This is a genomic window from Nitrospirillum goiasense (genome assembly GCF_034427435.1).
In the GTDB taxonomy this organism is placed as follows: Bacteria; Pseudomonadota; Alphaproteobacteria; order Azospirillales; family Azospirillaceae; genus Nitrospirillum.
Genome location: NZ_JAXQNP010000002.1, coordinates 2282835 through 2294968, shown reverse-complemented (window position 1 = coordinate 2294968; position 12134 = coordinate 2282835). Strand labels below are relative to the sequence as shown.

Annotated in this window: 10 protein-coding genes; 8 read left to right on the top strand and 2 right to left on the bottom strand. The window is 67.7% G+C overall.

Annotation, left to right across the window (positions count from 1 at the left end; translation table 11 throughout):
• Positions 1-6: 6 nt before the first annotated feature.
• From kdpC to ULB03_RS13075, 7 genes are all read left to right on the top strand, one after another.
• A complete protein-coding gene (kdpC, locus tag ULB03_RS13105; protein ID WP_322483533.1) occupies positions 7-618 on the top strand; it encodes a potassium-transporting ATPase subunit KdpC in 612 nt (203 codons plus the stop codon).
• Between the two features lie 112 nt (positions 619-730).
• Positions 731-3433 carry a sensor histidine kinase KdpD gene (locus ULB03_RS13100; protein ID WP_322483532.1) on the top strand — a complete coding sequence of 901 codons (2703 nt, stop codon included), beginning with the start codon at positions 731-733 and terminating at the stop codon, positions 3431-3433.
• 27 nt (positions 3434-3460) lie between these two features.
• Positions 3461-4162 (top strand): response regulator, encoded by a 702-nt coding sequence (locus ULB03_RS13095; RefSeq protein ID WP_322483531.1) that lies wholly within the window; start codon positions 3461-3463, stop codon positions 4160-4162.
• A 203-nt stretch (positions 4163-4365) separates the two neighbouring features.
• On the top strand, positions 4366-4869 hold the full coding sequence (locus ULB03_RS13090) for a PTS sugar transporter subunit IIA (protein ID WP_322483530.1): 504 nt from the start codon (positions 4366-4368) through the stop codon (positions 4867-4869).
• A gap of 107 nt (positions 4870-4976) precedes the next feature.
• Positions 4977-5765: a CBS domain-containing protein gene (locus ULB03_RS13085; protein ID WP_322483529.1), complete on the top strand. Its 789-nt coding sequence runs from the start codon at positions 4977-4979 to the stop codon at positions 5763-5765.
• 159 nt (positions 5766-5924) lie between these two features.
• A complete protein-coding gene (locus tag ULB03_RS13080; RefSeq protein WP_322483528.1) occupies positions 5925-6482 on the top strand; it encodes a hypothetical protein in 558 nt (185 codons plus the stop codon).
• 339 nt (positions 6483-6821) lie between these two features.
• Entirely contained in the window at positions 6822-9137 is a 2316-nt protein-coding gene (locus tag ULB03_RS13075; protein ID WP_322483527.1) for a glycoside hydrolase family 31 protein, read from the top strand.
• On the opposite strand, the gene ULB03_RS13070 is transcribed toward ULB03_RS13075, so the two are convergent.
• A complete protein-coding gene (locus tag ULB03_RS13070; protein WP_322483526.1) occupies positions 9109-9579 on the bottom strand; it encodes a DUF2267 domain-containing protein in 471 nt (156 codons plus the stop codon). The genes ULB03_RS13075 and ULB03_RS13070 overlap by 29 nt on opposite strands.
• Before the next feature lie 89 nt (positions 9580-9668).
• A complete protein-coding gene (gstA, locus tag ULB03_RS13065; protein WP_322483525.1) occupies positions 9669-10283 on the bottom strand; it encodes a glutathione transferase GstA in 615 nt (204 codons plus the stop codon).
• A 311-nt stretch (positions 10284-10594) separates the two neighbouring features.
• Here gstA and ULB03_RS13060 point away from each other — a divergent pair, with 311 nt between their 5' ends.
• On the top strand, positions 10595-12010 hold the full coding sequence (locus ULB03_RS13060) for a DHA2 family efflux MFS transporter permease subunit (protein WP_322483524.1): 1416 nt from the start codon (positions 10595-10597) through the stop codon (positions 12008-12010).
• Positions 12011-12134 lie beyond the last annotated feature (124 nt).

The following is a 12134-nucleotide window of genomic DNA, read 5'->3' as shown; positions in this document are numbered from 1 at the left end:
AGAGCCATGCTCAAGCAAATCCGTCCGGCCATCTCGCTGGCCCTGTTCTTCACCGTCCTCTGCGGCCTGGTCTATCCGTTGGCCATGACCCGCATCGCCCATGTCCTGTTCCCGCGCCAGGCCGCCGGCAGCCTGATCACCAGCCAGGACGGCACGGTGGTGGGCTCCACCCTCATCGGGCAGAACTTCACGTCGGAGAAATACTTCTGGGGCCGTCCGTCGGCGACCACCGACACCGACCCCAACGACAGCACCAAGACTATCGCCGCCCCCTACAACGCCGCCAACTCCATGGGCTCCAACCTGGGGCCGACCTCCAAGGCGCTGGTGGACCGCATCCAGGGGGATGCGGAGAAGTATGGCGCCACCAAGGACCATCCGGTTCCGGTGGACCTGGTGACCACCTCGGCCAGCGGCCTGGACCCCGACATTTCGGCCGCCGGCGCCTATTACCAGGTGGCGCGCGTGGCGAAGGCGCGCGGCATGACCGAGGCCGCCGTGCGCAGCCTGGTGGACGCCCATGTCGAGGGCCGCCTGCTGGGCCTGATCGGGGAGCCGCACGTCAACGTCCTGGCGCTGAACCGCGCCCTGGACGCGGCGCACCCGTCCGGTAACTGATTGTCTTGAAAGGTTGAAGGCTCGCCGTTTCGGATCCGTTGGCGCTATTGTTGGCCAACGTTCCGAAGCGGCGGCTTTTGCCGTTTGCGCTTGGGCCTTCGAAAGACCACCCGTGACCAACGCCGACTACACCAACCGCCCGTCGCCGGACGCCCTGTTGAGCCAGGCCATGCAGGAGCGCCGGGGCAAGCTGCGCATCTACCTGGGCGCCGCCCCCGGCGTGGGCAAGACCTACCAGATGCTGGAGACGGCGCGGCAGCTGAAGGCGGAAGGCGTGGACGTTGTGGTCGGCGTGGTGGAAACCCACGGCCGGCGCGAGACGGAGGCCATGCTGGCCGGGCTGGAGGTCGTGCCCCGCCGGGTGCTGGAGTACAAGGGTCGCACCCTGGAGGAGATGGACATCGACGCCCTGCTGCGCCGCCGTCCCCGCCTGGCCCTGGTGGATGAGTTGGCCCACACCAACGCGGCGGGCAGCCGCCACGCCAAGCGCTATTCCGATGTGGAGGAGCTGCTGGCCGCCGGCATCGACGTGCTGACCACCCTGAACATCCAGCATGTGGAAAGCCTGAACGATGTGGTGGCGCAGATCACCCGCATCCGCGTGCGCGAGACGGTGCCCGACAGCGTGCTGGAGATGGCGGATGAGATCGAGGTCATCGACCTGCCGCCGCAGGACCTGATCAAGCGCCTGAACGAGGGCAAGGTTTATATCCGCGAGCAGGCGCAGCGGGCGCTGAAGCACTATTTCTCCCCCGGCAACCTGACCGCCCTGCGCGAGCTGGCGCTGCGGCGCACGGCGCAGCGGGTGGATGACCAGATGCTGTCCTACATGCAGCGCCACGCCATCCAGGGCCCCTGGGCGGCGGGCGACCGCGTGCTGGTCTGCGTGTCGGAAGACAAGACCGCCGGCGGCCTGGTGCGCTACGCCAAGCGCTTGGCCGACCGGCTGAAGACCCGCTTCACCGCTCTGTATGTCGAGACCGCGCGCACCCAGCGCCTGGGCGAGGCGGCGCGCGACCGCATCGCCGACACCCTGCGGCTGGCGGAGCAACTGGGGGGTGAGGCCATCACCGTGCCCGGCCGCACCATCGCCACCGACCTGCTGGCCTATGCCCGGGCCAACAACTTCACCCACATCATCATCGGCAAGTCTGAACGCCCGCGCTGGTTCGAGATCGTGCACGGCTCCGTCGTGCATGAACTGGTGCGCAAGGCCGGCACCATTTCCGTCCACGTTATCGCCGGTGACGCGGTGGAGGCGGACACGATCCCGCCCAAGATGGTGCGCACCCGCCCCGAATCCAGCGGCCTGGCCTGGCAACCCTATGGCGTTGCCACGCTGATGGTGGGCCTCGCCACCGTGGCGGGCAGCCTGCTGGGCAACGCCATGGATGTGCGCAACCTGTCGCTGGTCTACATCGCGGCGGTGCTGGCCAGCGCCATCCTGCACGGCTACGGCCCGTCGCTGTTCGCCTCCTGCCTCAGTGTCCTGGCCTACAACTTCTTCTTCCTGCCGCCGCTGTACACCTTCACCATCCGCGACCCGTCCAACGTGGTGGCGCTGGTGTTCTTCACCATCGTCGCCGTCTTCACCAGCCGCCTGACAGCGCGGGTGAGGGAGCAGGCCACCATCGCCGCCAACCGCGCCCGCATCACCGCCCAAATGTTCTCCTTCGCGCGCAAGCTGGCCGGCATCGGTGAGATGGAGGATTTGCTGTGGGCCACCACCCACCAGGTGGCTCTGCTGCTGAAGGTGCGGGTCGTGCTGTTGATGCCGGAGGACCAAGGCGCCCTGGAGGTCAAGGCCGGCTATCCGCCCGAGGACCAGGTGGGGGAGATGGACTTGGCCGCCGCCCGCTGGGCTTATGACAACGCCAAGCCGGCGGGCCGCGGTGCCCCCACGCTGCCCGGCACCCAGCGCCTGTTCCTGCCCGTGCGGACGGAGCGCGGGGTGGTTGCGGTGGTGGGGGTGGACACCGATGACCCCGGCCCCATCCTGACGCCGGACCAGCGCCGCCTGCTGGACGCCATCATGGACCAGGCCGCCGTGGCCATCGAGCGGGTCAAGCTGGTGCAGGACATCGACAAGGCGCGGCTGGAGGGGGAGACGGAGCGCCTGCGCTCCGCCATGCTGACCTCGCTGTCGCATGACCTGCGTACGCCGCTGGCCGCCATCATCGGCACCGCCACCACCTTGAAGACGGAAGGCGAGGGGCTGGAGCCCGCCACCCGCGCCCAGTTGACCGGCGACCTGCTGGTGGAGGCGGAGCGCATGGGCCGCTTCGTGCGCAACCTGCTGGACATGACGCGGCTGGAGGCCGGGCTGGACATCCGCCGCGAGCCGACGGACCTGGTGGACGTGGTGCACACCGCCACCCAGCGGGCCCGGCCCGTGCTGGCCGGCCGGCCGCTGGATCTGGATCTGGCGCCCGACCTGCCGCTGGTGCGCACCGACTATCTGCTGCTGGAACAGGTGCTGTTCAACCTGCTGGACAACGCCGCCAAATATTCGGGGCCGGAGGCGCGGGTGGCCGTGTCGGCGGCGCGGCGGCACAACCACGTCGTCATCCGCGTGACGGATGAGGGCGTGGGCATCCCACCTGACAGCCTGGAGCGCATCTTCGACAAGTTCTACCGGGTGGAAGCGCGGGACCACCGCCAGGCCGGCACCGGCCTGGGGCTGGCCATCTGCCGTGGTTTCATGACCGCCCTGGGCGGCACCATCAAGGCCACCAACCGCACTGACCGGACCGGCGCCGTGTTCGAATTGACCTTGCCCACCGACGACGCGCTAGATGCCTGGGTTCTCGGGTAAAGAGCATGCTGGACCAGAGTTGAGATCATGAGCAAACCCCATCGCATCCTGGTCATCGAGGATGAAGTCGCCATCCGGCGCCTGCTGCGCGCCGTGCTGACGCCCCAGGGCTGGACCTTGGTGGAGGCGGCGACGGCGCAGGAGGGGCTGGTGCAGGCCCGCCTGCCCGGCGTGGACCTCGTCCTGCTGGACCTGGGCCTGCCCGACGGCGACGGCCTGGACCTGGTGGGCAAGCTGAAGGCGGAGCGCCCGACGCCTGTCATCATCCTGTCCAGCCGCGACCAGGAGGAGGACAAAGTGGCGGCGCTGGACCTGGGCGCCGACGACTATGTCACCAAGCCCTTCGGCACGGCGGAGCTGATGGCCCGCATCCGGGCGGCCCTGCGCCACGCCGTGCAGCAGCAAGGCGGCCGGTCGGTGGTGAACGCCGGCGGCTTGGCCATCGACCTCATCAACCGTCAGGTGACACGGGGTGGGGAGAAGCTGCACCTGTCGCCTACGGAATTCGATCTGTTGCGTTTCCTGGCGGCGCACGCCGGCAAGATTCTGACCCACCGGCAAATCCTCAAGGAAGTCTGGGGACCCGCCAAGGAAGACGAGGTGCAGTACTTGCGCGTCTACATCCGCATGCTGCGACAAAAGATTGAAAGTGACCCTAACGCGCCGGGAATCATTCAGACCGAACCCGGCATCGGTTACCGCTTGGTCATTAGTGACGAATCCCTCTGATTCCACGGGCTTTTCAGGGAAACGAATCATGGATGGGCATCCATACCCGGCGAGCAGCTGCGTTATGCTGCCGCAGTTGGGGCTTCCCAAAGAGGCCAAGATCGCTTATGTGACGGCGATCGGTAACCAATACGGTTGTTTTCATGCTCCGCTCCAGCGTTGCGCCCCGGTCGGCGTTCGCCGCCCCCAAGGTCGCTGACGTCATGGCGTCGATCGCATCCGATCCGTCGTCCAACCCCTCCGGCGCCGCTTCCGCGCTGGCCCCGTCGTCCGTGGGGCTGGGCCTGACGGTGTCGACCAAGGAGGCCGTCCTGAAGGAGATCGCGCTGCGCATCGCCGCCGCTGGCGCCCTGGACGCTGGCGCCGTGGTGGATGACCTGCGCGCCCGTGAGGCGCTGGGCTCCACCGGCGTGGGGGCGGGAATCGCCATTCCCCATGCCCGGTTCAGCAGCATCACCCGGCCCATCGGCGCCTTCATCCGGTTGGCCAAGCCGGTGGAGTTCGAGGCCATCGACGGCGCCCCCGTCGATCTGGTGTTCGGTCTGCTGACGCCCGTCCACTGCGGCAATGCCCACTTGCAGGCCCTGGCCCGCATCAGCCGCGCCCTGCGCACGCCGGGCCTGGCCGCCACCCTGCGCGCCGCCCCCGACGCGCTCGCCCTGCACGCCCTGGTCGCCCCCATCCTGGATGCCGGCGCGGCGTGCTGAAGTGAAGGAGCATGGCCGAATTGATGCGGGCGCCGAATTGACCCGCATCAAGGACGCCCGGCCCTCGTAAGCCCACTATGGCGGCATCCCAACCGGAGGATGCCGCCATGACCGCGCCCGCCCCGACTTTCGAGATTTTCAAGCCCACCGCCGTCCGCCAGATCATGACGCCCGGCGTCCTGACCGTGCGGCCGGACACGCCGCTGGTGGATGCCCTGCGCCTGATGGTGCGCAACCGGATCAGCGGCCTGCCGGTGGTGGAGGATGATCCGGCGGCGGACGGCGGCGGTTGCCGCGTCGTCGGCGTCCTGACCGAGGGCGACCTGATGCGCCGGGCCGAGACGGGGACGGAGGCGCCAAGCCATTGGTGGCAGCGCCTGTTCATCACCCCCGGTGATCAGGCCGACCAGTACAGCAAGGTTCACGGCCGCCGGGTGGATGAGGTCATGACCCGCAGCGTCCTGACCGTGGACGTGGATGATGACATCGCCACCGCCGTCGCCCTGATGGATCGCCACAAGGTGAAGCGCCTGCCGGTGCTGGCCCATGGCCACCTGGCCGGGGTGATCAGCCGCGCCGACGTGGTGCGCGCCCTGCTGCACACTCTGGACCTGGGCGGGACGCCGGTGGAGGAGCCCCCTCTGCTGGACAGCGAAATCCGCTATCGCCTGCTGGTGGAACTGGCGGACAAGCGCTGGTGGGCCGACAGCCGCGTGGATGTAGCGGTCGCCAGCGGCATCGTCACCCTGACCGGCGTCGTCTATGACGCCCGCGTGGCCCAGGCCTTCCGCGTGGTGGCGGAAAACGGCCCCGGCGTGCGCGAGGTGCGCGACCAACTGGTGGTTGCCGAGGGCCTGCCCGGCTGGGCCGGCGTCGATAACGCCTTCGTGGCGTGAGGCAGCTTTCGCCACCCAACCCGGCAGCTTTTGACCGGCGACACCCGTTCTTCCCGGTGTCGCCGGCTGCCGCTGTTATGGGAATCAAGGGCTTGGCTTTGGTTTAAAAGTTGTATGTTTGTCGTTCTTCACTCACCAATAGATTTGGGGAGGGGAACGATGAAAATGATGCCTGTCATCAATTGCGGGGTCAGCACAGGTGTCAACCACCTGGGACCGCCCGGCGACGACACCGCCGCCAAGCAATCGGCGCTGAACCAGATTTTCGAGGTCAGCGACAGCGACAAGGATGGCGTCCTGAGTGCCACGGAGGTGCAGGCCGCCGTTGGCAGCGGCCAGGGCGCCAAGGCCGATGCCGATGCGCTGTATGGGGCCCTGAGCGCGGATGGAACGCAGACGGTCGATAAGCAGCGCTTCATGTCCAGCTTTCCCGGCGGTGGCCTGACCGGCCCCACCCTCTACCTTCTGGCCCAGACCAAGGACATGATCGACCACGGCTATGCCGAGGCCCGGCACCTGGTGTCCTTGGTCAACCCGGAAACGGGGGAGGAGGATGGCGGTGAATACCCATGGATACCGTCGGAAAAGACCGACCCCGGCGGCCCGGTCGCCCGCGCCACCCTGGATATGATGTACGGCGCCTTTGGCCAGGCGGTGAACGACGCCGGCAAGGACATGCTGAAGCGGATGCGGGATAACCAAGCCTTCTTGCCGTGATCCCGCGTGGGGGGGCATGGGACCGCATCGTCCCCCCGTCATTCCGCCCGTGCCCTGTTGACATTAAGCAGATTAAGCAGACAAATAAGTCGCGGATGTTAGCGTTATCGCAGGCGCGGCCGCGACCGTCACCGCTTGGGCGGCCAGCGGCCACGCCTGTCTGACGGGCGCCAGAATAAACGAAGGGCCGCGGCGGCAGGTGCGGGACGGCCCCCGGGGAGGACAGCGTGATGCCACGAATCTGCGGCCGACTTCCGGCGCCGATGGTGACCCCTGACCCCACGCTCGAAGCGGTATCTCCTTGAAATAAAACCCATAAAAATGAGGACAGGGACGGCCATGCGCTCATCATTGAAGGATTTCCTGTCCAGGTCTTTGCTGCCGACCTTGGGCATGCTGCTGGCGCTGACGTCGGCGGCGCGGGCGGATACCGTGGTGCGGAGGCTGGACGGTGCCGGCGCGCTGGCGTTGCAAACGGAGCGCGGCGTCCTCACCATCGAGCCCTGGCAGGACGGCATCATCCACGTCCGGTTCGGGACGCCCGGCTATCGCGGCAACTACAATCCGGCCGTCGTCGGCATCCCTGGGAAAATCGCCTTCCAGGTCGAGGAGACGCCTGACGCCTATGTGCTGACCACCGCGCGGCTGCATGTCCGCGTTGCCAAGCGGACGGCGGCCGTGACCTTCCTGGACGCCAAGGACGATGTGATCCTGGAGGAGGGGGAGCGCGACGCCGGGGTGGGGGCCACCCAATGGTTCAAGACCGCGACACCGGTTTATGGATTGGGCCAGCACCAGAACGGGCTGCTGGATTACAGCGGCCATACCATCCACCTGCAGCAGGCGAACACCGACGTGGGCATTCCCATGCTGGTGTCGCCCACGGGGTTCGGCCTGCTGTGGAACAACGCCTCCGTCACCGATGTCGACGTCGCCACCGGCAAGGCGCCGCTGGGCATCCGGTCCGAGGCGGGGCCCGGCATCGACTATCACTTCATCCTGGGGCCCACGCTGGATCAGGTGATCGCGGGCTATCGCGCGCTCACCGGGGATGTGCCGCTGATGGCCCGCTGGACTTGGGGCATGTGGCAGTCTAAGGAGCATTACAGCACCCAGGAGGAGCTGGTCGCCATCCCGCGGCGCTACCGGGACATGGGCGTGCCCATCGATGCCGTGGTGCAGGATTGGCAGTATTGGGCGGGCGGCCAGTGGGGCAGCCACCAATTTGAGGCGTCGCGCTATCCCGACCCCAAATCCATGGTCGCGGCGATCCATGACCTGCACGTCCACACCATCATCTCGGTGTGGCCGCGCTTCGACCTCGGCACCGCCAACCTGGCGGAACTGGACCAGGCCGGCGCGGCCTTTCCCGACGCCTTCAACAACGTCTACCCCGTTGGCTTCGGCCGCTGGTACGACGCCTGGAGCCCCAAGGGACGGGAGATCTATTGGTCCCAGATCATGCGGAACCTGGGCATCCTCGGCTTCGACGGCTGGTGGCTGGATGGGGACGAGGCGGAGCTGGGTGGTAAGACTGGCGAGATGCGGGAGCAATCGACCGCCGCCGGCCCCGGCATCGTGGTCAACAACAGCTTCCCCCTGCTGCACACCAGCGGCGTCCACGATGGGATGCGGCGGGACCAGCCGGACAAGCGGGTGTTCATCCTGTCCCGCTCCGCCTATGCTGGCCAGCAGCGCAACGGCGTCATCACCTGGTCGGGCGACACCCACGCCAGTTGGGAGACGCTGGCCAAGCAGATCCCGGCGGCGCTCAATTTCTCGCTGAGCGGGGAGCCCTACTGGTCGGCGGATATCGGTGGCTTCTTCAGCCCCGATCCCGCGAAAGATCCTGCTTATGCCGAGCTGTTCGTGCGCTGGCACCAGTTCGGCGTCTTCAACCCCATGTTCCGCATCCATGGGGCGGGACAGGGCAAGGAGATCTGGAATTTCGACCCGGCGACCCAGAAAATCCTGATCGACGACGTCAAGCTGCGCTACCGCCTGCTGCCCTATATCTATTCCCTGTCCTGGGATGTGCTGAGCCATCGCGGGACGATGATGCGGGCGCTGGCTTTCGACTTCCCCGACGACGCGGCCGCCCTGCGCGTCACCGACCAGTACATGTTCGGCAAGGCGTTCCTGGTGTCGCCCGTGCTCCAGGCGGGTGCCGCGACGCGCAGCGTCTATCTGCCGGGCGACGGCCGGTGGTTCGATTTCTGGACGGGCGCCGCCCAGGCGGGCGGCCGGCGCGTGGACGCGAAGGCGGACCTGGCGACGCTGCCGCTGTTCGTCCGCGCGGGCAGCATCGTGCCGCTGGGCCCCGTGAAGGACTATGCCGACGCCCCCAGCGACGAGCCGCTGGAACTGCGGGTCTACCCCGGTCGCGACGCCGTGTATGAGCTGTATGACGACGAGGGGGACGGCTATGGCTACCAGGCGGGCAAGCGCGCGATCATTCCCCTGGCCTGGTCGGACAAGCAGCGCCGGCTGACGATCCAGGCGCGCGACGGCGCCTTCGCCGGAATGCCCGCTACCGTGCACTTCCGCATTGTCTGTGGCGCGGCGGTGGGGGCAGGGGACGACAAGGCGGAGGACGCCAAAACCATCGTTTATACGGGCGCCGCCGTCACCGTTCCGTTACCGCGCTGTCGGTGACGGCGCCTGCGGTGGCGGCGGGCTGCACGCTCCAAAACGCTTCCGCCCCCGCCGGCAAGGAGGCCAGCACGCGGTCGAAGTCGTCCAGATAGACGTGACGACGCAGGGCCTCCGCCACATCGCGGATCGCGGTATCGGGCGCGAAGTTGTGATCGCGGCGCAGCGCCTGCACCTCGCGCGTCATGGTGGCCCGGTCGGCGAAGGGCACCGGCGGCTCGTCAATCGGCCAGTCGGTCACGAAGATGGCGCGCAGCAGGGGCGGCAGCACGCCAGCGAAGCGGATGGCATCGGCGGTGCCAAGCCGGCGGCGAAAGGTCTGCAACACCCCCTGCACCATGGTGTAGGTCTGGTTGCGGGTGGCCAGGCCGGCGAGGTCGCGGGCATCGGCCAGGAAGCGCTCGAAGTCCTGGGACGCGTGCTGCAATTCCATGGGGATGGGCATGAGCCCGCCTCCTTCTCGCGTCGGTATCCGCCGGTATCGTCAGGAAGGGCCGTCCGCCGGGGACGGCCCTCCTCCACGGGCATGGTCGCTTAGGCGGCCAGCAGCCCCTCGGCCTTCAGCGCCGCCTGCACCTTGGGGCGCTGGCCGACGCGGGTGAAGAAGGCGGCGACCTTGGGATAGGCGGCGAGGTCGATGCCGACCTTGCCCGCCCAGGTCAGCACGACATAGGCGTAGGCGTCGGCGACGGTGAAGGTCTCGCCGGTCAGGTAGGAACGGCCGTCGGCCAGCACATCCTCGAGATACTTGAAGCGGCGATCCAGGTTCTGCTTGGCCATCGCCTTGTAGTCATCCGGCGTGGCCGGGTTGAACAGGGGGCTGAAGCCCTTGTGCAGGTCGGTGGCGATGAAGTTCAGCCATTCCTGCACCTTGTAGCGGCCGATGCTGCCGGCGGCGGGGATCAGGCCGCTGGCGGGGGCCTGGTCGGCCAAGTACTGCGTGATGACCGCGCCCTCGGTCAGCACGGTGCCGTCATCCAGCGTCAGCGCCGGGACGGAGCCCTTGGGATTGGCCTCCAGGAAGTTGGCGCCCGTCTCCGTCACCTTGGTCTTCAGGTCCACCGCCTCCAGGGCGATGTCCAGGCCGGCCTCCAGGGCCACGATGTGCGGGGAAAGCGAGCAGGCGCCGGGCTTGTAGTAGAGCTTCATGGAACGATCCTCTGCCATTCTTCAGCTGCTTCCGGGCCTTGGCCGGGAAGCGGATGGGGGAACCATTCCTAAGGGGGGCGCGTTCCGGTGCCAAGGGGCGAAATCCCGCACGACCATATCGCGGACGCGGGGTCGCAGGGGGAATGGCTTGGTCGAGTGTTCCGCGCCGCATGGTTGGGCGGCCTGACGGTCAGCCATGCTGGGCACACACTTGTTCCACGCGGCGGCTTTGCCCAAATTCTCAAACGGTGGGTAGCGTTTTCGCCCCGTTTTCGCGTGCACTCCCCGGATGAAAGGCACTGTTACGGCCCATGCTCGTCGCGCTCATCATCTCGTGCGCCCTGTTCATGGAGAACCTGGACGCCACCGTCCTGGCCACGGCCTTGCCGGCCATGGGCAACAGCCTGGGCGTCAGTCCCATTCATCTCAGCCTGGCCATCACCGCCTACATCCTCAGCCTGGCGGTGTTCATCCCCATCAGCGGCTGGGTCGCCGACCGCTTTGGTTCCAGCCGGGTCTTCCGCGCCGCCATCGTGCTCTTCACCCTGGGCTCCATCGCCTGCGGGCTCAGCCAGTCCCTGCCGCAATTGGCGCTGGCCCGCCTGCTGCAGGGTGTGGGCGGCGCCATGATGGTGCCGGTGGGCCGGCTGGTGCTGCTGCGCACCGTGCCCAAGGACCAACTGGTCCGGGCCATGAACTACCTGACCACGCCGGCCATGGTGGGTCCGCTGATCGGGCCGCCCATTGGCGGCCTGCTGACGACCTACCTGTCCTGGCGTTGGATTTTCTTCATCAACATTCCCATCGGCCTGCTGGGCCTTTACCTGTCCTGGCGCTACATCGCCGATCACCGCGAGGAATTGGTGGCCAAGCTGGACGGTTGGGGCTTCGTCAGCTCCGGTGTGGCGCTGGCCGCCCTCATGGCCGGTTTCGAGTCCATCGGCCGCGATGGGGTGGATTGGCGCGTGGCGCCGGCGCTGTTGGTGATCGGGCTGCTGGTCGGCATCGTGGCGGTACGCCATTCGCGGCGCCATCCTCATCCGCTGATCGACCTGGACCTGCTGAAGACCGCCACCTTCCGCATCAGCGTGCTGGGCGGGTCGCTGTTCCGCATCTGCATGGGCGCCATCCCCTTCCTGTTGCCGCTGATGCTGCAGGTGGGGTTCGGCATGACAGCCTTCGTCTCCGGCCTGCTGACCTTCGCCACCGCGGCCGGGGCGCTGGTCATGAAGATGACGGCCGGCCCCATCCTGCGTCGCTATGGCTTCCGCCGGGCGCTGGTGATCAACAGCGTGCTGTCCGCCCTGCTGACCGGCGCCATCGGCCTGTTCCGGCCCGACACGCCGGTTGCGCTGATCCTGGGCGTGCTGCTGGTCGGCGGTTTCCTCCGGTCCCTGCAGTTCACCGGCCTGAACACCCTGGCTTTCGCGGACGTGCCCGCCCCCCGCATGAGTGCCGCCACCAGCTTGTCATCCATGGTGCAGCAGGTGTCGCTGGGCATGGGGGTCGCGACCGGCGCCCTGCTGCTGCACGTCACCCTGGCCCGGCATGGCGGCGACGTCCTGCAACCCCATGACTTCATGGTCGCCTTCCTGGCCATCATGGCCATCGGCTTGACCTCGGTCTTCCACTTCATCCGCCTGGACCCCGATGCCGGCGCGGAGGTCAGCGGCCACCACACCCATCCCCTGAAGCCCGCGACCGAAAGCGCCGCCGGCGACGATTAAAGCGGCGGGAGCATCCCGGGTGCGCGCAACACACCCTGATGATGCACCGCGGGTGTTCGAGGGAACACCGGCCTCTCCAGTGATAGCGCCATAGCTCGCCGGTGCCCAAGCGGCACGGAAGGGG

Bases quoted from the DNA above. Each gene is read 5' to 3' on its own strand.
- kdpC (WP_322483533.1), top strand. From the start codon at position 7: ATGCTCAAGCAAATCCGTCCGGCCATCTCGCTGGCCCTGTTCTTCACC.
- ULB03_RS13095 (WP_322483531.1), top strand. From the start codon at position 3,461: ATGAGCAAACCCCATCGCATCCTGGTCATCGAGGATGAAGTCGCCATC.
- ULB03_RS13090 (WP_322483530.1), top strand. From the start codon at position 4,366: ATGGCGTCGATCGCATCCGATCCGTCGTCCAACCCCTCCGGCGCCGCT.
- ULB03_RS13085 (WP_322483529.1), top strand. From the start codon at position 4,977: ATGACCGCGCCCGCCCCGACTTTCGAGATTTTCAAGCCCACCGCCGTC.
- ULB03_RS13080 (WP_322483528.1), top strand. From the start codon at position 5,925: ATGAAAATGATGCCTGTCATCAATTGCGGGGTCAGCACAGGTGTCAAC.
- ULB03_RS13075 (WP_322483527.1), top strand. From the start codon at position 6,822: ATGCGCTCATCATTGAAGGATTTCCTGTCCAGGTCTTTGCTGCCGACC.
- ULB03_RS13070 (WP_322483526.1), bottom strand. From the start codon at position 9,579: ATGCCCATCCCCATGGAATTGCAGCACGCGTCCCAGGACTTCGAGCGC.
- gstA (WP_322483525.1), bottom strand. From the start codon at position 10,283: ATGAAGCTCTACTACAAGCCCGGCGCCTGCTCGCTTTCCCCGCACATC.
- ULB03_RS13060 (WP_322483524.1), top strand. From the start codon at position 10,595: ATGCTCGTCGCGCTCATCATCTCGTGCGCCCTGTTCATGGAGAACCTG.